Source organism: Bifidobacterium sp. N4G05 (assembly GCF_002742445.1).
Taxonomy (GTDB): Bacteria; Actinomycetota; Actinomycetes; order Actinomycetales; family Bifidobacteriaceae; genus Bifidobacterium; species Bifidobacterium hominis.
Genome location: NZ_NJNQ01000003.1, coordinates 182,573 through 206,204 on the forward strand (window position 1 = coordinate 182,573; position 23,632 = coordinate 206,204).

Consider the following 23,632-nt stretch of genomic DNA (forward strand, 5'->3'; position numbering starts at 1 on the left):
CTCGACGATCGTAAGGTCCAATCAGCAGACCGGTTTCTTGCGAAGTTCACTGGGAAGCACGAAATGCATGTTTTCCTTGATGGTTTCAATGGTGGTCACATCATTGAAACCTTGACTTTGCAGCGATTCGATCACGCCTGACACCAATTCGTCAGGTACAGATGCGCCCGACGAGATTCCCACGGATTCAACCCCCTCGAACCATGCGGGATCAAGCTCGGACGCATCATCCACGCGGTAGGCCTTTCCGCAAGCACCATCAAGTACACCGTCAAAACGCGTGTTCAGTCCCTCCTGCGCAACCTCCATCAAGCGTACAGAATTCGACGAATTCGCCGAACCGACGATCACCACGCAATCCGACTGCTCGGCAACGAGTTTGACCGCGGCCTGACGATTCGACGTGGCATAGCAGATATCGGAATTCGGAGGCATCTCAATCCATGGGAACCGCTCTTTCAACGCGGTGATAGTGCCTGCCGTCTCATCCACGCTCAGCGTGGTCTGCGAAAGCAGCACCAACTTCGTGTCCGAAGAAAAATTCAGCGAATCAACATCCGACTCATGCTCAATCAGATGCACATGTTCCGGAGATTCGCCGACCACGCCAACAGCCTCATCATGACCCTTATGCCCGATGTAGATGATTTCGTAGCCTTCTTTGACGAAACGCAACACCTCACGATGCACCTTGCTCACCAAGGGGCATGTGGCATCAACAATATGCATGCCCCGAGCCGCGGCCTCAGCCTTCACTGCAGGAGACACGCCGTGCGCAGAGAAGACAATCGGAATTCCTGCGGAAGCCGCGGAATCGGGAATCTCAGCCAATTCCTGCACGAATACTGCACCTTGAGCCGACAATTCTTCGACGACATGCTTGTTGTGCACAATCTGACGACGAACATACACCGGCGGCAGATCGTCATTCCGAGATGGATTGGCAGCCTTGAGAATCGTCTGCACAGTCAGAATCGCCCTGTCTACGCCCGCACAAAAGCCACGGGGATCCGCCAGTACGATGCGTTTGGTCATGATGGCCGCCTTTCGTCACTTCGTGAAAACCTCATCAATACTAAGACATGGACGGCACGCCGAAGAAGCTGCATCGTCATACGGCGTAAAACAGGTAGACTGTGGTGTTGGTGGTAACAATACCGTTACCGGAACCTATCCAACGGCACTATGGAGTGACTATGACCTGCATCAACCTGCCTGCCCGCACCGGACAGCAATTCTCCATCTCCCATGGCGACTATGAAGCCGTCATCACCGAACTTGGCGCAACTATGCGCAAACTGACCTATAAGGGCGAGGATCTGACCGTCGCCCTTGGCCCTGATGATCTGGTAACCTGCTGCCACGGCCAGATCCTCATTCCGTTCCCGAACCGTATCAAGGGCGGCGAGTACACGTTCGAAGGTAAAACCTATTCGCTGCCAATCGACGAGCATGACCGCAACACCGCCATCCACGGCTACGGCTACCGCTCGTTCTGGAAGCTGATCTCGCTTGCCGAAGACGCAGTGACCCTCGCCTGGCGCTCCCCCAACATGGTCGGTTACCCGTTTGACCTGTATGTCACCGCCACCTACAGCCTCGCCGATGACGGCATGCACTTGACCGTCAGCGCCTACAACAATGGCAACGCAAACGCGCCGTGGGCTTTGGCCATTCACCCGTGGCTCGCCAACAGCCTTAACGGCTATGGAGACGAGATCGACGAGCACAACGCCAAATGCAGCCTCACGCTGCCGGCTCGAACGCACGTCACCGTAGACGAGAACCTCATTCCGACCGGCACCGAGCCGGTTGACGGCACCAAATACGATCTGCGCGAAGACACTCTGCTTACCGAGCAGCCGTTCGACGATGCATGGACCAATCTGGAGCATGCCGAAGACGGTTCCGTCACGGCAGTGTTCACCCGTGCCGACGGCAAGAAGGTCCGTGTTGGCGGCGATGAAACCATTACTTCGTTCCAGGTGTGCACAGGCACGAAGTTCCCCGCATCCCAGCATCCCGCCGGCGTTGCAGTGGAACCGCAGACCGCTTATGCCAACGCGTTCAACACGGGTAACGACCTGATTGTGATCAAGCCGGGCGAAACCACCAGCACGTCGCTGTTCCTCGGTATGGCCGAGTGATCTGATCGTCTGAATCAACCGACCTCGTTCACATCAAGGTCCACGGATAAGCCGAAATGGTCATGTATCGAACACAGGATTTGTCAAACGTCTTGCTTGTGTGCGATAATCCCGAAGGCTTGTTAATCGTAAGTAAAGGAGTCCATCATGGGCATGCGCGGACGTAAGCGCAAGGATCGTCGTAAGAAGGCCGCCAATCACGGCAAGCGTCCAAACGCCTGATCCCTGCCAGCGTGAATAACGCTACAGAACATTGAAAACCCCGCCGAATCACCATTGATTCGCGGGGTTTTCTCATATCTCCTTTCAGTCTGTCACAAGTCCGTCGTGCCAACTGCCACTGCCGATACCAATGCCACTGTCAAACGGCATGCACAAGCTCACTCGCCACAGCAATGGTCGAGTGTGGCTTCAAGACGGTCAATCAGACTCTGCGGGGCATGCTGCGGACGCAGATACGCGCGCATGGCCGCGATCAATGCCCTTTCATGCTCGTCGCAGCAACGTTCGGGGTCGAAACAATCACTGGAGGCGCTAACGCGCACGCTGGTATGCGTAACCCGGGTCACAACAGTGCCGTCCTCGCTGGTGGTGACAGTGGTGATATGCCGTTCGATCGATTCACTCATGCTCTGCCCTTCCCCGCCGTGGCATAGCCACGTTCCTTCGCATAGTTGGCAAGTTCTCGTTTCAACTGCGTGCGCGCGCGATTGAGACGGCTCATCACCGTACCGATTTTCACACCCTGCTCGTCAGCTACCTGCTGGTATGACTTGCCGTCGATCGCAGCGTCGATGAACACCTGACGGCGTTCCGGCGAAAGCTTGGCGAGCGCCGCCATGATTTCTTCAGGCGCGTAAGCGTCCAAATATTCCTGTTCCGCTGATTTAAGCTCTTCCGGTGAATGCCCAGAAGCCGAATAGATGTCCCAATCGTCGTATTCGCCGGTGGAATCGTTGGCCCGCTGCGGTCTGCGCTTGGCTTTGGCGTATTGATTGAAGTAGGCGTTGCGCTCAATGGTCGTCATCCATGCGGCGAAATTCGTTCCCTCTTGGAAGGAGTCGAATGCCTTGAATCCTCGTTCGAAAGTATCCTGCACCAAATCTTGGGCGTCATCGGGATCGTTGGTCAGCTTCATCGCCTGCCGGTACAACGCATCAACCACAGGCATGGCAAGTTTTTCAAAACGCGCCCTTTTGCTTGCCATGGTTTCCGTTCGTACTTCAGTCACAGCTTCATTGTAATCACATCGACTTCCACATGCCATGCACATAGCTGAAGGTAGAATGGCTGTTCGGTATCCGAAGAACAGGGAGAACACGAAACATGGCTTTGACTCTGGCATCAGCAGCACGTCTGCTCAGCGAGTACGGATTGCTGCGCGAAATCATCCAAGGAGACGCCTGGACGCTTGACGCGCAGACCATCAACGGATTCGACAAGCCATTCAGTTCAATCACCTACGACACCAGGCAGGTCGTATCTGGCACACTCCTGTGCTGCAAAGGCCGTTTCAAAGCGGAATATCTCAATGGCATCGATGATCGTGGTCTTGCCGCATACGTTGCGGAAAACGACTTCTCCGCAACAACAACGGCCCCTGGACTCATTGTGAACGACGCGCGCAAGGCCATGAGCCTACTGTCTGCCGCGTTCTACGGCCATCCGCAGAATCAACTGAAAGTCGTCGGCATTACCGGGACCAAGGGAAAAACCACCACCGCCTATCTCACCCAGGCCATGCTCAACGGCTGCTCCGGAGGAAAATGCGCACTATTCTCCTCCGTCGACAATTGCCTTGACGGACATACCTATGTCGAATCCGACCTGACCACTCCGGAATCCATGGATGCGTTCCGTATGATGCGCGAGGCTGTTGACAATGGCATGGAATACCTGGTCATGGAGGTTTCGTCGCAGGCGTACAAAGTCGACCGTGTTTTCGGACTCACCTTCGACGTCGCCGCATTCCTCAATATCAGCCCGGACCATATCAGCCCCATCGAACATCCTACATTCGAGGATTACTTCCACTGCAAACGCCAGATCGTAAAGAATTGCCGTTCCCTGGTTCTCGGCACGGCATGCGCACACGCCGATCTTATTCGTCAGGATGCTGCAATCGCCGATATTCCCGTCGCCACGTTCGCTCTTGGCGAAGCATCGGCCGCAGATGTGACCGCGTGGCCGAAATCCGCCGACCATAGTAGATTCGCCATTGCGCTGGAAGGTGAACAGATTGGCTCTCTCAGCCTGCAATTGGATGGCGATTTCAATTATGCGAACGCCGCCGCGGCCATTGCCATTGCGCATGCCGTTGGATTCGATTTCCACGAAACCGCCGCGAAGGAAGCGCTGCGCAATATGGAACCGGTACGTATCGCCGGTCGTATGGAGCATTTCCACGATACGAAATCGAATACCATCGCCATTGTCGATTACGCGCACAATTATGCTTCCGTAACGGCGTTGCTCGACTATGTTGACCAACGTTACGGCAAGGACGATCCTGAAGTCACGCTGGTCACTGGATCCGCAGGCAATAAAGCGTATGACCGCAGATCAGAAATCGTCAGGGCCGCGCAGAATCGCATCGACCATCTGATTCTCACCTTCGAAGACACGGATGATGAGCCTGTGGAACGCGTCTGCCAAGACATGCTTGACAGTGTCACCAATCCTGATCTGGATGCGAGAATCATTCTCGACCGTACGGAAGCAGTGGAATCGACCGTAGCAATCGATCGCAAGAATCCCAACCGCCTCCATATCATCCTCATCATCGGCAAAGGCAACGAGCGCTGGTTCAAAGACCACGGCAAGCATGTTCCCTTCGAAGGCGACGACCACATTGTGGAACGTATTTTTGAACTTGCCTGACCTGCGGCAACAGCCGACCAACATCGAGTAATCACCAACCATAAGGAACAATCCAACAATCATGATCACTCTTGAATTCACCGACGCAGCCACCATGGAGCAGCAGGCTGTGCAGGCGGGTCTTACCCTGCCCATCGAACAGACCGCAGTGTGGGCCAAATATCAGAACACCATTGACGGACGTACGCCGTGGGGTGCGTATGTGGTGAAGCAGGACGACGCCCCAATCGCATTCATCTCATTCATAGATTACGAAACCCATGGCTACCACTATTTGAGGTCCGTTCATGGTCCGGCTTGGCTTGACAAGCCTTCCGCACAGCTGGAAAAGCAGGTTCGTGACCTGCTTGTTGAGGATGTACGCAAGCGCGATAAAAACGTTGTGTTCCTGCGTATCGATTTATGGGATTTCGAAGGCTCGTTCCCGGTGCTTTCCACCGTTCCTTACAACGAGACCGTGTATGTGGACATCACCGGTGGTGATGAGGCGGTTCTTGCACGCATGAAGAAGCGTGGCCGCCGCGACGTACGTAAGGCGTTGAGGGAGAGTCCTGCCGCTTGCGCCGATGAGACCGCGCAGGCGATGGCTGATTTCTCCGAATACTACGAGGTCATGGTTGATACCGCCCGCCGTGATGGCTTCTCCCCCGCTCCGATGAGCGACTACGTCGATATGATCAGCAATCTTGGCCCTGATCATGCTCGCGTATTCGCGGCACGTATCGACGGCAAGGTCGTGGCATGGTCCATCGTCACCATCAATGGCGATCACGCGGTCTATTACTATGCGTGCATGCGCACGGAAATCATGAGCCAGCATGTTCCTGACAAGCTGATTTACGTTATATGCTGCGCGCTTGGAGAGCAGGGCTGCACTGTTCTCGATTTGATGGGCATCGGCAACGATTTCGCCCCTTCGCTCAAGAGCCTGAATGGGTTCAAAACGAAATTCTCAGAGAACATCGTACAGATTTCCGCAGGTCGCGATATCCCAGTCAAGAAAGCGTTCTACCGTTCGCTCACATTGCTGCAGTCGCTGCGTCGCAAACTGCGCAAGTAGTGATCGCACTGCACAATAGATAGTGCAAATATCATAACAAGAAGGATGCCGCGAAACCAGTTCGCTGCATCCTTTTTGTATTGCTTATGGACTGTTTACGAATGCATCGCCGATTGCAAGGATCTCAAGCGACGATGCACCATTCACATGCGTATATGCGATTACCGCACGCCATCGGAAGATGCATCATCCGCACGTTCAGTATCGGCAGCATCTTCGGAAACATCAGTATCTTCATTTTCAGCAAGATCAGGACCGACACTGCCGAAATCGTTGATATCGAAATCAGGATTGGCGTCGGATTCGAAATCGAGATCCGCCTCGTCCTGATCCTTACGCGGCTCCGGCTCAACAGCCTCCTGGAAGACACGTTCCGACTTCGGCTTCTTCAAATCGGGATTGACTTTCTCTTCCAGCATGAGACGCGCATCGCCAGCCGTAGTGAAGCTACCGCAAATCAGCACACCGTGACCATAGCCAACGCCAAGCTCATCATCGGCGTCAACCATATTGACAGCCTCCTGAATGGCGTCCGGCAGTTCAGGAACACATGTAACCCTTTCCGCCCCAAACACGCGCTCGGCAATCTTTTTCAGATCTCCCGCAGGCATCACACGATCACGCCACGAATTCTCCGTAACGATCACATGGCTCAACAGCGGTTCAAGCACGCCCAAATACTCTTCGACCTGCTTGTCTCCCATCATGGCGATCACGCCAACGAGCTGCTGGAAATCGTAATTTTCCTCGATAGCGGCGCGCAACGATTCCGCAGCATTCACATTATGACCGCCGTCCAAAATAATGGTGGGAGACGTACGGATCTGCTCGATGCGGCCTGGAATCTTCACCGTGCTCAATGCCTCGGCCACAAGATCGCCGTCGAGCGCACCGTTGACGGGAATCACCACTTCCGCCGCACACAGGGCCGCGAGCGCATTATGCGCCTGATGTTCGCCGAATTTGGCGACCGGCACTTCCGCGTATGTGCCATTCGGCGTACGCAAGGTCACAACCTGACCGCCGACTGCCGGAATGCGGGTCACGACTTCCGCTTCGATGCCGTCCCTCACCAGATTGGCATGGTTCTGCTTCGCCGCTTCTTCAATGATCGGCATGACGGCCTCTTCATGCGGTTGACGCCCGATGACCGCAGTGCAGCCAGGCTTGATAATGCCGACCTTTTCGGAAGCGATCTGTTCCACGGTATTGCCAAGCCATGCCATATGGTCCATATCGACCGGTCCAATAATGGCCGCATCGGCATCAAGCACGTTGGTGGCGTCCCAGCGGCCGCCCATGCCAACTTCAACGATGGCCACATCGACCGGAGCGTCGGCGAACTTCCAGATGGCCATGGCGGTGAGCACTTCGAAGAAGCTCATTTTCGGCTTGTCGAGTTCTTCCATCTTCATGTCGACCATGGCTACAAGGTCCTTGATTTGATCCCAGGTATCAACGAAATCGTCGTCGGAGAGCTGCTGCCCGTCGATGGCGATGCGCTCGTTGACATGTTCAAGATGCGGTGACGTGTACAAGCCGGTTCGCATGCCGTAGGCACGGCAGATCGCCTCGGCCATGCGTGCGGTAGACCCTTTGCCGTTGGTTCCGGTGATGTGAATCACACGGAACGACTGCTCGGGATGTCCCATGATGTCGAGGATCATCTTCATGCGTTGCAGGTCAAGATTGGTGGTATTGCGCTCTGATGGGCGGCTCATGATGTCGCGTTCGACGTCGATCATGCTTTCATTGTTGCGATTCGGATGTTCGAATGACATATTCTTTCGAATTCCTCCCCTACCTTGGAATTACTCACTCAATCTCCCTTATTCTATGTGCTTGCATGAACGTTGCGCGGCACAAAAGGTTATAGGATGGTTTGCGGTAATTGCGTAAGCATGGATAACCATATTCAGGAGATGTGATGAACGAAGTCATTACCGATAAAGACAAGGAGTATGAAGCCATGGAGCAGTCCAGCGCCCCTGGCCCTGATCAGGCGATGAGCGACCGTGTGAACAATCGTTCGCTGCGCCCGCGTTCCGAGGCGTTCAAGGAGTTCATGACCACCGGTTGGGATGATAATGAGCCGACTATTGAACCGTTGGAGTCTTCCCATTACATTCAAGCTCGTCTTGACACGCTGGGTAAGGCTTTTCCCGGAGAACGTATTGTGATTCCGGCCGGTCAGCCGAAGGTGCGCAACAACGACTGCGATTATGCGTTCCGTCCGGATACGACGTTTTCGTATTACACCGGTTTGGGTGAAGACTACGAGGCCGGTGCAGTGCTGGTGTTGAATCCGATTGATCCTGATTCTCCGGAGGCTGCGGCCGGCAAGACGCATGTGCCGGAATTGTTTGTGGCTCCGCGTGCGAACCATTACACGCAGGACTTTTTCATGGATGCCCATTATGGAGAATATTGGGTTGGACCTCGTGCCGGATTGCAGGAGATGACTGCAATGACCGGTATTGAGACCAATGACATTGCACAGCTGGCTGATGCATTGAGCAAGGATGTCGGTTCTGAGGCTGGTGCCGTGCGTGTGCGTGTGATTCGCGAGGCTGATCCGCAGATCACCGAAATGGTGGAGGATATTCGCGAGGCGAACGGCTTCGCCGATCCGGATGGCAATACCAATGCCGATGACAAGCTTCATGAGTTTGCCGCCGAGGCTCGCATGTGCAAGGACGAATATGAAATTCGTGAGATGCGCAAGGCCGTTGCCGCAACCAAGCATGGTTTCGACAATATTCTGCGCAAGCTGCCGTCATCGCTCGACAAGCCTCGTTCGGAACGTATGCTGGAAGGCGCGTTCAATGCCATTTCCCGCGAGGAAGGCAATGAGGTCGGCTACGATACAATCATCGCTTCCGGCGCTCATGCGCCGATTCTGCATTGGATGCGTAACACCGGTACCGTGGAGTCCGGCGATCTGCTGCTGATTGATGCCGGCGTGGAAGTCAATAGCTTGTATACGGCCGATATCACGCGCACGTTCCCGACCAACGGCAAGTTCACCGATTTCCAGAAGAAGCTGTATCAGGCGGTTTTGGATTCTCAGCAGGCAGGCTTCGAAGCCGCCAAGCCGGGTGCCACGTATTCCGACATTCATCATGCGTGCATGCGTGTGATCGCCGAGCGTCTGCATGATTGGGGCATTCTTCCAGTCGATGTCGAGGAGTCGCTTTCTCCGGAAGGACAGCAGCATCGCCGTTGGCTCGCCTGTGGTGTGGCCCATCATCTTGGTTTGGATGTGCATGATTGCGCCCAGGCACGTTATGAGTCGTATCAGGGTGCTGCGATTCGTCCTGGCATGATTTTCACGATTGAGCCGGGTCTGTATTTCCGTGAGGATGATCTGTTGATTCCACCGGAGTATCGCGGCATCGGCATTCGCATTGAAGATGATGTGCTGATGACTGAGGATGGTCCGGAATGGATTTCCGCCGGCATTCCGAAGCAGATAGATGAGGTCGAAGAGTGGATGGCCAACATGGCTGCCGAAGGCGCAAAGGCCTGATATGCCAACGCCTGAATTCATTCTCGAGTTACGCAAGAAAGTCGGTCATGATCTCCTGTGGCTGATGGGCGTCTCCGGCTATGTCGAAGACGAGCAGGGTCGCGTGCTGCTCGGCAGACGTTCCGATACCGGTGAATGGGCCATGGTATATGGCATCAATGAGCCTGGCGAGGAACCTGCCGACACGGTGGCGCGTGAGATCAAGGAAGAAACGGGCGTGGATGTTATCGTCACCGACTTGGTGTCGGTGAAATCCTCACGCAAGGTGCTTACCTATGCGAACGGCGACAACACCATGTACATGGATCACCTGTTCGTGTGCAAGCCAGATCCGAATGGCAATGCCGAACCGTTCGTAGGTGACGAGGAAAGCCTCAACGTGGGCTGGTTCTCTCCCAACGACCTGCCTCAGCCCTTAGCCGACACCACAGTGGAACGCATGGGCTACGTGCGCGAGTACCTTAAGAACAGGGCAAACGGAGACGCACACGCACAGTTCTCCTTCAACGGCACGATTCGCTGAACACAGTCACAATTGAATATATAAACTAAGAGCTGGTGTGACGATCATGAACCGTCACACCAGCTCTTGTGTATGTCAGGAAGCCGCGAAACTCACTCCGGAATCAAATTCCTTTGGCGAGCAATTCGTGCAGCTGGGCGCGATGTTCTCGCTGTTCACGCGGATCAGGCACCGGCAGCGATGCCAACAACTTCTGCGTGTAGGGATTCTGCGGGTTATTCATAACCTGATCGGCATCACCATGTTCCACAATCTCACCCTTATGCATCACCATAATGCGATCGGCCAGCATATCGACCACAGCAAGATCATGGGTGATGAACAGGCATGCGAAACCTATTTCCGCCTGCAGTTTCTTGAACAGTTCCAACACCTTCGCCTGTACCGACACATCCAATGCAGAAGTCGGCTCGTCGGCGATAAGCAGGCTTGGCTTAAGCGCCAGTGCTCGCGCCAAGGAGGCACGCTGACGCTGACCGCCGGAAAGCTCGTGCGGGAATCGGTTCATATACGCACGCGGCAACTGCACCATTTCGAGCAGATCTCCCACATAGTCGCTCGCATCCGACACAGACGAGTACTTTTTATGCACAATCAGCGGTTCTGCCACATTCTCCGCGATTGTCATCAGCGGATTGAATGAGCTACCCGGGTCTTGGAACACAAAGCCAATATCAGCACGCTTGGGTTTGAACTGACGTTCCTTGACACCGTTCATTTCTACACCCAACACATTCAGGGAGCCACCGGACACCTTCTGCAAGCCCGCGATGGCACGACCAGTAGTGGATTTGCCTGAACCGGATTCGCCGACCAATCCCAGCACTTCAGAACGGCGAATAGTGAAATCAATGCCATTGACCGCCTTGAAATCAGGCTGCGTCAAATGCCCCGGATAGGTGATAGTCAGTCCCTTGGCCTCGACGGCAATGGGTTGGTCATGCCAATCCTTGCTGCGTTCAATCACCTTGCCCTGCTCATCACGAACGACCAGTTTCTGCCCGATACGCGGCACAGCTGCGAGCAACCGCTTGGTGTAATCGTCTTTTGGCGAGTAGAAGATCTGTTCGACGCTGCCCTGCTCGACCACATGACCTCGATACATGACCACCACTTCATCGGCGATATCGGCGATCACACCCATATTATGAGTAATAATCAGCACGGAAGCGCCGAATTCGTCGCGGGCAAGACGCAACAAGTCAAGGATTTCGGCCTGCACAGTCACGTCGAGTGCAGTAGTCGGTTCATCAGCCAGAATCAGACCTGGATTGAGCACCAACGCCATGGCGATGACGATACGCTGTTTTTGGCCGCCTGAGAACTGATGCGGATAGTAGTCAATTCGAGTTTCGGCATCAGGAATACCTACTTTTTTGAGGATATCCACGGACTTGGCACGAAGCTCCTTCTTGTCTTTCATGCCGTGAGCGCGAAGTCCCTCTTCGATTTGCCATCCGATGGTATACACCGGATTAAGTACCGAATTAGGTTCCTGGAACACCATGGCCGCTTCCGATCCGCGCATACGGCGCAGATCTTCTCCGGAAAGGGACAGCACGTCAAGCTGCTCATTGCCTTCACGGTTCGACAGATAAATCACGCCGGAAGTGGTTGCCGTCTCCGGCAACAGCTTGATAATCGAACGCGCGGTCACGGATTTTCCGGAACCTGATTCGCCAACCACACCTACCACGGTTTTGCGTGGGATGGTGAAGTTGATTTTGTCGATGGCTTTGATGGATCCTGCGTCGGTCATAAAGGAGACGCTCAGATCCTTGACTTGCGCAAGATTGGTTTGTTCGTCACTCATTGCGTCACTCTTCTTCCTTGGAGCCCCATTCGGAGGCGGTAAATGACGGGTCGCGATCCGTAACGGTCACTGGCTGATCGCTGGCTCCCATTGGATTCTTGGCGGCCTCGAGCTCGGCTACGACCTCGTTGCGAACGCCCGGCTTCTGGGTGGGATCAACCGAAGTATCTTCGATGGATCCAACCACCTCACCAGCGGATTTGCGTGCACGCAGACGCGGGTCGGCAAGGTCATTGAGGGATTCGCCCACCAAGGTGATGCCCAGAACAATCAATACGATGGCGATACCCGGGAACACTGCGGTCCACCAAATGCCTGCGGTGACGTCCGACACGGAACGATTCAGATCGTAACCCCATTCAGCGGCTGCGGTAGGCTCGATGCCGAATCCGAGGAAGCCCAATCCTGCAAGAGTCAGAATCGCTTCGGACGAGTTCAACGTCAGAATAACCGGTAACGTTCTGGTGGAGTTCTTAAGAAGGTGCTTGGTCATGATGCGCCATGTCGACGCGCCCACCACGCGAGCGGAATCAACGTAAGCGGATTCCTTGATGCGAATGACTTCGGATCGAATGGTACGGAAATACTGCGGAATATAAACCACGGTGATGGAGATACCCGACGCGAAAATGCCACTCCACAGACCAGACTGACCGCCGGAAATCATAATGGCCATCAGAATCGCAAGCAGCAGCGAGGGGAAAGAATAGATGGCGTCGGCGATCATGACAAGCACACGATCCACCCAGCCACCGAAATATCCGGAAACCAAACCGAGCAATACACCCGCGAAAATAGAAAGCAGCACAGCGATCACAATCGCAATGACAGCAGTACGAGAGCCCCAAATCACACGGCTGAACACGTCATAACCACCTGCGGTGGTACCCCAAATATGTTCGGATGAGGGTGCTGACTGAGCTGGGAATGAAACTCCATTGGCATCTTTGAGCTGCGCATAGCCGTACGGCGCAATCACGGGCGCAAACAAGGCCACGAGCAGGAAGAACGCAGTAAGCGACAGGCCGGTAATCAGCATGCCTTTCTGCCAGCCGACCGCTACGTGAAGCTCCTTGATGATCGGAATCTTGGTCCAGAACGGAGCTTTCCTGCTGATTTTGAGATCGTTCAGACGAGTGTCACCCGGGACGGTGACGTTATTTGCTGATGCAGTCATATCAGTACCTCACTCTCGGATCCACCAACGCGGCGATAACGTCAACGATGAAGTTGACGACGGCCACGATGATGGCGATCAGAATCACAATGCCCTGCACAGCTACGAAGTCACGCGCCTTCAGATATTGGGACAACATGAATCCGAGTCCCTTCCATTCGAAGGTGGTTTCGGTAAGCACCGCGCCGGCGAGCATCAATGCGATCTGCATGCCCATAACGGTGATGATTGGAATAAGAGCCGGCCTCCATGCGTGCTTGCTGATCAGACGCTTTTCGGAGACGCCACGCGAACGCGCAGCCTCGACGTAGCCGGAATTGTAGGTGGAAATCACATTGGTACGTACCAAACGAATAAACACGCCTGCGGTGAGCAATCCCAACGCCAGTGCAGGAAGTACGGCGTGACTCAACACGTCGGTAAGCACGCTCATATCACCCAGCTGCAGTGCATCGATAATGTAGAAGCCGGTCGGAGAGACGAGTCGGCTGAACTGCATTTCCGAAGACAACGAGCATCGACCGGATGCCGGCAACACGTTCAGCCAAATGGCGAAAATGAGTTTGAGGACCAATCCCAAGAAGAACACGGGGGTGGCATAGCACAGAATGGCAAAGGTTCGAATGCCCGCATCGGCAGCGTGATCGCGTCTGCACGCAGCTACACGACCTAAGCCGATACCTACAATCAAAGCAACAATGAGCGATAGGAGCGCCAATTCGAAAGTCGCTGATCCGTAATGAACAAGAATGCTGATAACCGGCTGATTATCAGTCAATGTAGTGCCGAGATCCCCATGGAGCAAACCCCCAAGGTAATCGATATATTGCACAATAAGAGGACGGTCGTAGCCGGCCGCATGAACACGCTTTTGCAACTCGTCAGGGGTAAGACGACCACCCAATGCCGCAGAAATAGGATCACCTGTAGCTCGCATCACAAAAAACACGACGGTGACGAGAATGAAAACGGTTGGAATAATAAGTAGGAATCGAGTCAGGACAAAACGGAAAAATCCGCCTGACAAATGATTCTTTTTGGCTTGTTTCGGCTTCGTCTCTTGAGAGACGGCCGGAGCTGCTGTGTCTGACACGCGATGCTCCTTGATAAGAAGCCTGTACGGCTTTGATTTACAACAATATCGAATCACTGCGCCGTTTCAGGCAGATAATTCGGGAAATGGGGACCTCCGGCCATAGACCGGGGATCCCCAGTGGTTTTCTATGCAGACTGCGGCAGGTTATGCCGCACATCCGCACACATCACGCCTTGGTGACAGATGCGAAACGGAAACGGAAGGAAGCGTCGAGCACAACACCCTTCACGTTGGTGCCGGTAACTGCAACCTGCGCACCCTGCAGCAGCGGGATGGTGGACAGGTCTTCGGTTTCAAGGGTCTGAATCTTCTTGAGCAGATCCTCACGGGCGCTTTCGTCGGTTTCACCAGCCTGCTCCATAATCAAATTGTTGATTTCGGAGTTGGAGTAAGCGTTGTTCACGAAGTTGCCGTCACGGAAGAACGGAGACAGATAGTTATCCGGGTCGGAGTAATCCGGGAACCAGCCGAGCTGGTAGACCGGGTAGGATCCATCAGAATCCTCGGTAACAACACGGTCTTTGTTGTACTGAGTCCATTCGGTGGACTGCAGGTCGACCTTGAACAGGCCACCCTCCTCGAGCTGAGCCTTAAGAGCCGCATACTCGTCGGCGGAAGAGGATCCATAGTGGTCCGGATTGTACTGCAGCTTGAGCTCAACCGGAGTGGAAACGCCTGCGTCCTCAAGAACCTTCTTGGCCTTGTCGGCGCTCGGCTTGCCGTTGCCGTCACCATACGCGGTCTTGAAGGTGTCTTCGTGACCAACTAAACCGTCCGGAATGTAGGAGTACATCGGGGTGTACGTGTCCTTATAGACCTTGGTCGCCAACTCCTCGCGGTCGATGAGGTTAGCAACGGCCTGACGCACAGCCTTGGCCTTGTCGGCATTCGGTTCATCGGACTTGGTGCCGTACGGCTGGATGCTGAGGTTGAAGACCAGGAAGCGTTCCTCACCGCCCGGACCCTTGACGACCTTAACCTTGGAGTCCTTAGACAGATCATCGATATCGGTCGGAGTCAGAGAACGGTAGGCCACGTCGATCTGTCCCTGCTGCACGGCCATCTTCAGGTTGGAAGAATCGGCAAAGTACTTGACCTGAACAGTGCTGTTCTTGGCCGGGGTCAGACCCTGATAAGAGTCGTTCTTGGAGTAGCCTGCAACCTCATTGGCCTTGTAGGAGGTCAGAATGTATGGACCAGCGAAAGCCTTCTTCTTGATGATAGTGTCAGCATCAGTGAGCTTGTTGGCGGAGAAGACCTCTTCATCGACAATCGGACCGGCCGGGCTGGAAAGCACCTGCTTGAGGGTCACATCGTTCTTGACTTTGGAATGGAACACTACAGTGGTGTCATCTGGCGCATCTACGGATTCGATGTTGGCCAGCAACGAACTCGGACCATTCTCATCGTTGATCGTGTTGACACGGTCGAAGGAGAACTTGACATCGGACGAAGTCAGGTCGTGACCATTGGCGAACTTCAGGCCAGACTTGATCTTAACGGTGAACTCAGTACCGTCGTCACTCCAAGTACCGTTATCCGCAGCAATGTCCGGAGACAGTTCAGAAGTGTTGTAGTCCTGCGCATACAGGAACGGGAACACGTTGATTTGAACGGCATAGGAACCGTTGTCATAGGAGCCGGCAGGGTCAATGCTAGTAACCTTGTCTGTGGTGCCGACGGTAATGACATCCGCATTCCCCGAGGCGGAACCACTATCCTTTACGCCGCCGCATGCCGCGAGCGAGGCCAGCGCGGCAACCGAAACAGCCGCAGCCATAATCTTCTTGTGATTCACTATGGAATCCTTTCTCTTCCTACTGCCGTAATTGGTACTCCAAAACGACGCGCCTTAAGGGTAGGGCACACTTTGTTAGCGGAACATTTCATGGAAGTTCATTTTGCGACACCACCCTTTTTATATACGACGAAAACCCAGCAATCACAACTGTTTTGCAGTCAATAACTTCCCAAAAAGGGTGTGTCAAATAATGAGATAGTTAAGCCCATATCAGGAATCGACGTTCTTCATGACACGCCGAAAGACGGAACTTGCATCAAGTAATTAACGTCGTTAATATATCAACTAGTTCAACGAGGGTCCATGCACTGTCGCAGGGAGGTGTCATGAGTAGTTACAGCGCTCAGCAATCATCGATTTCAGAAAACAATCGTTCCAGGATTTTGCAATACCTCTACCACAACGGCATCAGCTCACGTGCGCAGATCGCCAAAGCCATCGGACTTACGCCCGCGGCCATCACGAAAATCACCGCGAAACTGCTATTCAGAAACGTCATCGAAGAAACCGGAGATATGGAAGGCGATAAGAACCGCCGTTCCATCGGACTGAACCTCAATTGCGCGAAATACCATGTCGTAGGAGTGAAATTCGCACGAAGCCTGGTTCAGATCGCAGTGTTCGATCTGAAATGCAACCGCATCTCGCTTACCGATCTGCCGACCGTCGACGAAAAGAACATTCCAGAAACGGTGGAACAGATCCGCTCCACCGTGCGCCAGCTCATTGCCGACGATCCAAGCATCGTGGCGGTCGGCATGGCCGTTCCCGGTCCATATTTAGTGGAGGAAGGCCACACCGCGCTCGTCTCATCCATGCAGGGTTGGAGGCGAGTCAACTTCATCAAGGAATTCAGCGAAGCCTTCAATGTGCCCGTATTCGTGGAGCAGGACGCACGCGCAGGCGCCCTGGCACAGTTCCTGTTCAACCCGGAGCTGTCCGAAGGATCCCTCGCCTACTATCTGCTTGGCGAAGGCATTGGCCTCGGCATCATCGATAACGGTTCAATCTATTACGGGGCGCATGGCACGGCCACCGAAATCGGCCACATCTCCGTCGACGTCAACGGCAAACCCTGCGATTGCGGCAATGTCGGGTGCCTGGAACGCTACTGCTCGGCCAATGCGATCCACGAGCGACTCAACGAGCAGCCAAGCATTGTCCCAGGATGCGAAACCATGACCCACGCACAGGCATGCACCGCACTGTTCGCCAAGGTTTCCGCGGGAGACAAGGCAGCCACGGAACTGACTTCCGAAGTCGCACGATATATCGGTTATGGCGCGGTCAACATCATCAACGCCTTCAATCCGACGCATATCGTGTTGGGAGACATCATTTCCCAAGCAGGCCAACCCCTGCTCGACGAAGTCAAGAAAGTCGTTCGTGAGCGCACCATTCCCGAAGTCGGGAACGATACCGAAATCACTCTGTCCAGCCTTCCAACGGACGCCACCGTCACTGGCGCCGCAGCCGTGGCCATCACCAGTTTTCTAGAACATCCTTCGATGTTCTTTGACGTCGCATAGCACGCCACAACCAAAGAAAGGAACACCATGTCCAAGCCAATCGTCATCTCTCTCGGCGAAATCCTATGGGATATGCTCCCCACCGGCAAGCGCGCCGGCGGCGCGCCCGTCAATTTCGCATATCATGCGTCCCAGAATGGCGCGGAAAGCTTCGCCATCAGCGCGGTCGGCAACGACGAGCTGGGCAATGAGCTGCTTGCAGACGCCCACAAGGCCGGCATCAACACGCTGGTGCAGGTCAACGAATACCCGACCGGCACGGTTGATGTGGCTCTGACCAACGGCATTCCGGAATACACCATCGTCGAAAACGTGGCCTGGGATCACATCAAGCTCACCGACGAGCTCGTCGAAGCCGTGTCCAAGGCCGACGCCGTCTGCTTCGGCACCCTCGGCCTGCGCTCCCCCGAATCCCACGACACCATCGTCGAACTGCTCAAGCACACCAAGGAAAGCGCACTGAAGTTCTTCGACATCAACCTGCGCGCCAACTTCTACTCCAATGAGCTCATCGAAGAGCTGCTCGACTACGCGAACATCTTCAAGATCAACGACGAAGAGCTGATCATGATGCGCGACATGTTCTCCATTCCTAAGTGCAATGACGAAGAGGCATGTAAGTGGTTCATCGACCGCTTCAACCTCGAGTACATCATTCTGACCGGCGGCGCCACGTTCAGCACCATCACTGCCAAGAATGGCGAAGTCTCCACCCTGCTGACCCCGCATGTCGAGGTTGCAGATACCGTCGGGGCCGGCGATTCCTTCTCCGGATCCTTCACCGGCAAGCTGCTGACCGGCGCTCCGCTCAAGGAAGCCCATCGTGCCGCCGTGAACACCGCGGCCTACGTGTGCACCAAGGAAGGCGGCTGGCCGACCTACCCGGCGGAAGGCGTTCCGGATTATCTCGCCGAAGCCGGTAAATAATCCTAGTTTTCCCTTTCATCATCACCAACGAGGCCATGTCTGTTATCATGGCCTCGTTTTTCATCCTCATATTCAATCCGCAATTTGCGCAATCCCGATTGCCACGGCATACGCACCTCAACGAAGAAGATGCTCTGAACGAACCCTACACCACCATGAATGCCGTTTCTCAATCCGATATTCCACAGTCATCCTCCGATTTCATGCAGCGCATCACCGACCTGTATGGATTATTTCGATATTCGGGTCAGGCAGTAAGCCCATGTTTAGACTTCGCTCGCAGCGCAAGAAAAGCGGCATATAATTTGCAATTATTGACATTCCGTGATATCTTGAAAAGTCCGGTCTTGCATCGGGTGCTTGATAATTCAAGATTGGGGATGATCGGTTTCGACGGTGACCTGTTCGTCGCAGGGAAGCGTGCCGAGAACGTAGGGTCCACTCGTGGATGCCCCCTACAAAAGAATAAGTGCTAAATCTAACCGCACTGAGTTCGCTCTCGCTGCCTGAGCTTCGCGCCAGGATTAACCAGTGAGCAGCCGCTCCGTTCACTCCTTCTCGTCTTTGGGAGGATGTTGAGCGTCGTTAAGAAGACTTGCTTTGTCGGCTGAGCCACAGGGCCGGCAAGGGACTTTTACTGTAGATATGCTCGCCATCAGTTGTCTGCGATATCGATGGGGGCAGAAAAACCGCCGCACGGCCAGCAGACTACGCACGTAGAAGACTGAGGGTTCGGTTATCGGACCGGGGTTCAATTCCCCGCATCTCCACGTATTGAAAGCCGCCAGAAATGGCGGCTTTTCTTTTATTTCCAACGGTTTTCAAAGATCCTTGAGTTTACTGTAAACCACCCCCGCCATACCGGATATTCAAAAAATATTGACGCAATATTGTCGAAAGCCCCCTTCTTGTCTTGCTTGATCTCACATACCCAGCCCCATTACAAATCGCATATAATCCCAGCTTCAAATTCCGCGTGTCGACTTGCATTAACCGCTTAAGTGATTAACATAGTTAATACTTCAACCTAGTTATCACGTCACAGCAGACGATGTCAAGGAAGGACTTGATCGATGACCTGCACTTACTCTCCCGAAGCCTACGTATTCGGCTCCGAAGAAAACCATAGCCTGCTCAATGCGGAAACCAACGAGCTCCTGCACTTCGGCCACAACTTCCCCGCCCCGCAGGGTGGCTCCTATTGGCTGGACGACACCGGCAATCCAGATCTGACCCAAAGCATCCACACGTGGATCACCTGCCGTATGGCACATGTGTATTCCTTGGGATTCCTGTATGGCGAGCCAGGCGCAGTCGAACTGGTCGACAAGGCCATCGCCGGTCTGTGCGGTCCACTGCATGACGATGAGAACGGCGGATGGTATCCGTCCATTTCCGCAGACGGCTCCACACATGAAGCAGGCAAGGTCTGTTACGCTCACGCTTTCGTGATTCTTGCCGCCACTTCCGCCAAGCTCATCGGCCGTCCGGGCGCTGACGAGCTGCTCGAAGAGGCTCTGGCAACTTACGACAAGCATTTCTGGGATGATGAGATCGGCTTAGCCGTCGATACTTGGAACACGGAATTCACCGAGCTTGACTCCTACCGTGGCATCAACGCCAACATGCACACCACCGAAGCGTTCCTCGCCGTCGCCGATGTTACCGACAACGAGGAATACCGCGAGCGTGCGGGCCGTATCATCGACCATGTGGTCGGCTGGGCGTCCAACAACAGCTGGCGCATTCCAGAGCATTTCACCGCCGACTGGCAGCCGGACCTCGAATGCAACCACGACAAGCCGGATGACCAGTTCAAGCCGTACGGAGCAACCCCAGGCCATGGCATTGAATGGGCTCGTCTCATCACCCAGTATGCGCTGAGCTCCAAGCAGCGTTCCGAAAAAGGCAAGCAGCAGCTTATCGAGGCAGCCGAAAATCTGTTCGCCCAAGCACTTTCCGACGCATGGAACGCCGAAGGCACCATTGGCTTGGCCTACACCACCGATTGGAACGGCAAGCCCGTCGTCACCGACCGTATGCATTGGACCCTCGCCGAATCCGTGAACACCTCCGCCACGCTGGCCACCGTCACCGGCAAGCAGGTGTACAAGGACTGGTATGCGACCTTCTGGAAGTACATCGACGAATACCTGATCGACCACGAGAATGGTTCCTGGTTCCACCAGCTGAACAAGGACAACGAGGTCATCGGCACCGTCTGGCCAGGCAAGTCCGACCTATACCACGCCACGCAGTGCACGCTAATCCCGCGTCTCGATCCGGCGGTTTCCGTCGCTCCGGCGCTGAAAGCCAATCCGAACGCCTGACGGCACGCAATAATAAGCTCCCCCTTTTTTTCTCTCTTCTTTTCTCTCCTCCTATTTGCGAAGAACCCCGGTCACGGCAAAGCGACCGGGGTTCTTCGCATACCAAACCAGACTACTCAACGTATGTAATTCCCCTAATTTCCCATGTCTTCACCACTATTTGATGATCGGGCGTAGAGGCGCGGACACGTCGACGTTGTGTTTGTCTCCGATCACATTTGGATCGTTGATGATCTTGTCGACAACGGCTTTCTTCAACTTAAGATCGGAAGAGTCACCCCATACGATCACACGGTCTCCCCCATTGATTTCCGTGGTGATGGAATCCTGGGTTTCAGCCGTCACCTTGGTAATGGAGTTACGTATAGATTCAGGAAGCGAGCTCAAAATCTTCAGTGCCTCTTTAATGGAGCGGTGGCTCAGACTCGTCTCGACATCCTTCACTTCGATGACGGGAATTCCATCCACGGAGGCACCGCTGACGGAATTCAATATACGGCCCTTGCTATCGACCGCGGTCATGCTGTCTTCACCTGTTTTAAGCATCGCAGCCGGCTTCTGCGCTTTGATGGTCACTTCAAGGGAATTAGGAAGTTGCTTCTTGGATTGCGCGGTGGTGACTCCCGGTATTTCCTTGATTTTCTTCTCCACATCATTGTTTGATACCAGCAGAATCGATTTGCCGGCCTGCTGACCGGCAATATCCAATACTTGCGACTCGCTCACCCATTCGTTGGCTCCGACAACGGAAATATTGCCAGCTTCAAGACGAAACACCGATGAGAAGAAAAACAACCATATCAGCGCCACCACGACGGCCGCAACCGCGGCCGACACGAAAGCTCGCATCGCTACAACACGTGCATTCGCCTTACGTCGTTCTTTCAACCGCGCTTTGAAATCAACCACTTTCGGACGGGTGACCACCCCCAAAGTGCCAGTGGTTTCCTCCAGCGTCTTCGCAACGAAATCCTCACCCGCAAGATTGCGCGCATCCACGAAGTCACCTGACCGGGAGCGACTTGCCTTGTTCTTGCCTCCGTGCGCCATTTTGGCTTCCGCCTGCGCATGGCTCACTGAAGAAGACGAACGTCCCACTCCTCCAGCAATGGAACGACCATTCGGCTGAGACTGAGCCGGGGAGTCGAAATGTTTCCGGCTTTGAATGCTCCTGCCGCGCAACGCATGCTTTTCAGACGTCGTTTCAGAACCATCCGACCCCGTACCGGAGCTGACGACCCTTCGCGCCATCAGCCCTCACAATCCCAGCGATGAGCCTGCAGCGCGTGCAATATCACCTCGTCCATCTGCGTGATATCACCCGCACCAACGGTGAAGATGACATCACCATGATGGGCGCGCATCACCATCATCTGCGCCGCGGTATGCATGTCTTCCACACCACGGATCCAATCCTCGGCAGGCGTATGGTCGAGCTTAAGAGCCTCATCCACAATGGTGGCCGGGCCGACCGTCGGATAATCCTCCTGCTTTTCACGTGCAGGGAAAATGCCAGTGACGATCACATCATCCGCCTTGGCCAGCGCCTCCGCGAATGCTTCCGCGAAGAACTTGGTGCGGGAGAACAAGTGCGGCTGGAAAATCACACGAATCGCCGATTGCGGATATTTACGGCGGGCAGCATCCAGCAAAGCCGAAATCTCAGTGGGATGATGCGCGTAATCGTCAACGACGGTCACCTGGCTGACGGTGCCGCGTACTTGGAAGCGACGGGCTGCGCCGAGGAACGACGTGGCCGCTTCAGCGGCCTTCTCAATGTCGACTCCCAGCAATGCTGCCGCGATAATCGCCGCAGAAGCATTGCGCGCATTGTGAATGCCTGGAACGGCGAGCGTCACGGGAACCATACGTTCCTGTTCGCCCAGCAGTCCCGCAGGCACATGCAAGGTGAAATGTTCGGCGCCGCTTTGCGCGCTTTCACTTTCCGATTCGATATGTACGAATGCCGCACCGTTCAGCTCACCCAACGAAGCCGCATCCTGTGTCGCATACACGACCGTATGTGCTGCCGCAGACGCGTCAAGAGCGCGCAACACAGCCAGATTCCCTTCGTCGTCACCGCACATCACCACCGATTTGATGGCATGCTGAACATGGTTCACGAAAGCCGCCCGATAGTTTTCCTGCGTTCCATAATGGTCAAGATGGTCAGCTTCGGAATTGGTGACAATCGCGATTTCCGGATGATATTTGGCAAAGCTTCCATCGGATTCGTCGGCTTCCGCCACAAGCACATCGCCTTGGCCTGCATGGCCTCCGTCAAGTATCACGCCATCCTTGCCTTGGATGGATCCGCCAATGGCATAACTTGGATCAGCCAGATTTCCCTCACCGGCATGGGTGAGAATATGGGCGAGCATGGAACTGGTTGTGGTTTTGCCATGGGCTCCCGCAACCGTTACCGCACGTTTCGTATTCATCAGCAACGAAAGAATGTCGCTGCGGTGCACGATGCGTTCGCCCGCCGCATGCGCTGCGACGATTTCCGGATTGTCAGGCTTGATGGCACTGGAAAAAACAATAGTTTGTTTGCCTTCGACGTTTTCCTCGCGCTGCCCGAATTCGACGGCAATGCCAAGCCCCTGCAAACGATCGGTTTTGGCGCTGGGCTCACGATCCGAGCCATCCACCTCCACACCCTGCTCGTGCAGCATCTCGGCAAGTACGCTCATACCCGCTCCTCCGATGCCGATGAAATGGGTGGCCCCCAAATCGTTCACGCCTTCCTGCTGGCTGAATGACACATGGGTTGGATCAAGAATAATGGTACCGGCCTCACGCTGGTTGTCAGTCACGACT

At 54.6% G+C, this 23,632-nt stretch carries 19 protein-coding genes and 1 other RNA gene; 10 read left to right on the top strand and 10 right to left on the bottom strand.

Annotated elements, in window-relative coordinates; translation table 11 throughout:
• Positions 1-21: 21 nt before the first annotated feature.
• A complete protein-coding gene (locus CE153_RS04005) occupies positions 22-1,035 on the bottom strand; it encodes a 4-hydroxy-3-methylbut-2-enyl diphosphate reductase (protein WP_099571312.1) in 1,014 nt (337 codons plus the stop codon).
• A gap of 161 nt (positions 1,036-1,196) precedes the next feature.
• On the opposite strand from CE153_RS04005, the gene CE153_RS04010 reads away from it, so the two are divergent.
• Together CE153_RS04010 and CE153_RS09170 are read left to right on the top strand one after the other, a co-directional pair.
• On the top strand, positions 1,197-2,147 hold the full coding sequence (locus CE153_RS04010) for an aldose 1-epimerase family protein (RefSeq protein WP_099595188.1): 951 nt from the start codon (positions 1,197-1,199) through the stop codon (positions 2,145-2,147).
• 147 nt (positions 2,148-2,294) lie between these two features.
• Positions 2,295-2,369, top strand: a complete 75-nt coding sequence (locus CE153_RS09170) for a 50S ribosomal protein bL37 (RefSeq protein ID WP_003817083.1) — start codon at positions 2,295-2,297, stop codon at positions 2,367-2,369.
• Between the two features lie 158 nt (positions 2,370-2,527).
• On the opposite strand, the gene CE153_RS04020 is transcribed toward CE153_RS09170, so the two are convergent.
• Positions 2,528-2,776, bottom strand: a complete 249-nt coding sequence (locus CE153_RS04020) for a hypothetical protein (protein WP_099595189.1) — start codon at positions 2,774-2,776, stop codon at positions 2,528-2,530.
• On the bottom strand, positions 2,773-3,414 hold the full coding sequence (locus CE153_RS04025; protein ID WP_081995949.1) for a sigma-70 family RNA polymerase sigma factor: 642 nt from the start codon (positions 3,412-3,414) through the stop codon (positions 2,773-2,775). The genes CE153_RS04020 and CE153_RS04025 overlap by 4 nt, the downstream gene beginning before the upstream one ends.
• Positions 3,415-3,473: 59 nt before the next feature.
• On the opposite strand from CE153_RS04025, the gene CE153_RS04030 reads away from it, so the two are divergent.
• Together CE153_RS04030 and CE153_RS04035 are read left to right on the top strand one after the other, a co-directional pair.
• A complete protein-coding gene (locus CE153_RS04030; protein ID WP_099595190.1) occupies positions 3,474-5,027 on the top strand; it encodes a UDP-N-acetylmuramoyl-L-alanyl-D-glutamate--2,6-diaminopimelate ligase in 1,554 nt (517 codons plus the stop codon).
• A gap of 61 nt (positions 5,028-5,088) precedes the next feature.
• Positions 5,089-6,087 carry a lipid II:glycine glycyltransferase FemX gene (locus CE153_RS04035; protein WP_099595191.1) on the top strand — a complete coding sequence of 333 codons (999 nt, stop codon included), beginning with the start codon at positions 5,089-5,091 and terminating at the stop codon, positions 6,085-6,087.
• Between the two features lie 161 nt (positions 6,088-6,248).
• On the opposite strand, the gene CE153_RS04040 is transcribed toward CE153_RS04035, so the two are convergent.
• The gene (locus CE153_RS04040) at positions 6,249-7,868 is read right to left on the bottom strand and encodes a bifunctional folylpolyglutamate synthase/dihydrofolate synthase (RefSeq protein WP_236824457.1); all 1,620 of its coding nucleotides are present in this window, start codon (positions 7,866-7,868) and stop codon (positions 6,249-6,251) included.
• Positions 7,869-8,014: 146 nt separating this feature from the next.
• On the opposite strand from CE153_RS04040, the gene CE153_RS04045 reads away from it, so the two are divergent.
• Both CE153_RS04045 and CE153_RS04050 read left to right on the top strand, forming a co-directional pair.
• Positions 8,015-9,616: an aminopeptidase P family protein gene (locus CE153_RS04045; protein WP_099595192.1), complete on the top strand. Its 1,602-nt coding sequence runs from the start codon at positions 8,015-8,017 to the stop codon at positions 9,614-9,616.
• Between the two features lies 1 nt (position 9,617).
• Complete coding sequence (locus tag CE153_RS04050) at positions 9,618-10,139, top strand: NUDIX hydrolase (protein WP_099595193.1); 522 nt, start codon at positions 9,618-9,620, stop codon at positions 10,137-10,139.
• A 103-nt stretch (positions 10,140-10,242) separates the two neighbouring features.
• Here CE153_RS04050 and CE153_RS04055 read toward each other — a convergent pair whose 3' ends face one another.
• From CE153_RS04055 to CE153_RS04070, 4 genes are all read right to left on the bottom strand, one after another.
• Complete coding sequence (locus CE153_RS04055) at positions 10,243-11,952, bottom strand: dipeptide ABC transporter ATP-binding protein (RefSeq protein WP_099571318.1); 1,710 nt, start codon at positions 11,950-11,952, stop codon at positions 10,243-10,245.
• Positions 11,953-11,956: 4 nt separating this feature from the next.
• Entirely contained in the window at positions 11,957-13,129 is a 1,173-nt protein-coding gene (locus CE153_RS04060) for an ABC transporter permease (RefSeq protein ID WP_099571319.1), read from the bottom strand.
• A 1-nt stretch (position 13,130) separates the two neighbouring features.
• Positions 13,131-14,222, bottom strand: a complete 1,092-nt coding sequence (locus CE153_RS04065) for an ABC transporter permease (protein WP_099595194.1) — start codon at positions 14,220-14,222, stop codon at positions 13,131-13,133.
• A 169-nt stretch (positions 14,223-14,391) separates the two neighbouring features.
• Entirely contained in the window at positions 14,392-16,023 is a 1,632-nt protein-coding gene (locus tag CE153_RS04070; RefSeq protein ID WP_099595195.1) for an ABC transporter substrate-binding protein, read from the bottom strand.
• Between the two features lie 329 nt (positions 16,024-16,352).
• Here CE153_RS04070 and CE153_RS04075 point away from each other — a divergent pair, with 329 nt between their 5' ends.
• The 4 genes from CE153_RS04075 (at position 16,353) to CE153_RS04090 (ending at position 20,812) form a co-directional block, all read left to right on the top strand.
• Entirely contained in the window at positions 16,353-17,555 is a 1,203-nt protein-coding gene (locus CE153_RS04075; RefSeq protein ID WP_099595196.1) for an ROK family transcriptional regulator, read from the top strand.
• Positions 17,556-17,582: 27 nt separating this feature from the next.
• Positions 17,583-18,482 carry a carbohydrate kinase family protein gene (locus tag CE153_RS04080; RefSeq protein ID WP_004220608.1) on the top strand — a complete coding sequence of 300 codons (900 nt, stop codon included), beginning with the start codon at positions 17,583-17,585 and terminating at the stop codon, positions 18,480-18,482.
• A 376-nt stretch (positions 18,483-18,858) separates the two neighbouring features.
• Positions 18,859-19,255: a transfer-messenger RNA gene (gene ssrA, locus CE153_RS04085) on the top strand.
• Between the two features lie 300 nt (positions 19,256-19,555).
• A complete protein-coding gene (locus CE153_RS04090; RefSeq protein WP_099595197.1) occupies positions 19,556-20,812 on the top strand; it encodes an AGE family epimerase/isomerase in 1,257 nt (418 codons plus the stop codon).
• 156 nt (positions 20,813-20,968) lie between these two features.
• On the opposite strand, the gene CE153_RS04095 is transcribed toward CE153_RS04090, so the two are convergent.
• Together CE153_RS04095 and murC are read right to left on the bottom strand one after the other, a co-directional pair.
• The gene (locus CE153_RS04095; RefSeq protein WP_442861965.1) at positions 20,969-22,063 is read right to left on the bottom strand and encodes a cell division protein FtsQ/DivIB; all 1,095 of its coding nucleotides are present in this window, start codon (positions 22,061-22,063) and stop codon (positions 20,969-20,971) included.
• Positions 22,063-23,628, bottom strand: a complete 1,566-nt coding sequence (gene murC / locus CE153_RS04100) for a UDP-N-acetylmuramate--L-alanine ligase (protein ID WP_099595198.1) — start codon at positions 23,626-23,628, stop codon at positions 22,063-22,065. Before murC ends, CE153_RS04095 begins: the two co-directional genes overlap by 1 nt.
• Between the last annotated feature and the right edge of the window lie 4 nt (positions 23,629-23,632).

Bases quoted from the DNA above. Each gene is read 5' to 3' on its own strand.
- CE153_RS04005 (WP_099571312.1), bottom strand. From the start codon at position 1,035: ATGACCAAACGCATCGTACTGGCGGATCCCCGTGGCTTTTGTGCGGGC.
- CE153_RS04010 (WP_099595188.1), top strand. From the start codon at position 1,197: ATGACCTGCATCAACCTGCCTGCCCGCACCGGACAGCAATTCTCCATC.
- CE153_RS04020 (WP_099595189.1), bottom strand. From the start codon at position 2,776: ATGAGTGAATCGATCGAACGGCATATCACCACTGTCACCACCAGCGAG.
- CE153_RS04025 (WP_081995949.1), bottom strand. From the start codon at position 3,414: ATGGCATGTGGAAGTCGATGTGATTACAATGAAGCTGTGACTGAAGTA.
- CE153_RS04030 (WP_099595190.1), top strand. From the start codon at position 3,474: ATGGCTTTGACTCTGGCATCAGCAGCACGTCTGCTCAGCGAGTACGGA.
- CE153_RS04035 (WP_099595191.1), top strand. From the start codon at position 5,089: ATGATCACTCTTGAATTCACCGACGCAGCCACCATGGAGCAGCAGGCT.
- CE153_RS04040 (WP_236824457.1), bottom strand. From the start codon at position 7,868: ATGTCATTCGAACATCCGAATCGCAACAATGAAAGCATGATCGACGTC.
- CE153_RS04045 (WP_099595192.1), top strand. From the start codon at position 8,015: ATGAACGAAGTCATTACCGATAAAGACAAGGAGTATGAAGCCATGGAG.
- CE153_RS04050 (WP_099595193.1), top strand. From the start codon at position 9,618: ATGCCAACGCCTGAATTCATTCTCGAGTTACGCAAGAAAGTCGGTCAT.
- CE153_RS04055 (WP_099571318.1), bottom strand. From the start codon at position 11,952: ATGAGTGACGAACAAACCAATCTTGCGCAAGTCAAGGATCTGAGCGTC.
- CE153_RS04060 (WP_099571319.1), bottom strand. From the start codon at position 13,129: ATGACTGCATCAGCAAATAACGTCACCGTCCCGGGTGACACTCGTCTG.
- CE153_RS04075 (WP_099595196.1), top strand. From the start codon at position 16,353: ATGAGTAGTTACAGCGCTCAGCAATCATCGATTTCAGAAAACAATCGT.
- CE153_RS04080 (WP_004220608.1), top strand. From the start codon at position 17,583: ATGTCCAAGCCAATCGTCATCTCTCTCGGCGAAATCCTATGGGATATG.
- CE153_RS04090 (WP_099595197.1), top strand. From the start codon at position 19,556: ATGACCTGCACTTACTCTCCCGAAGCCTACGTATTCGGCTCCGAAGAA.
- CE153_RS04095 (WP_442861965.1), bottom strand. From the start codon at position 22,063: ATGGCGCGAAGGGTCGTCAGCTCCGGTACGGGGTCGGATGGTTCTGAA.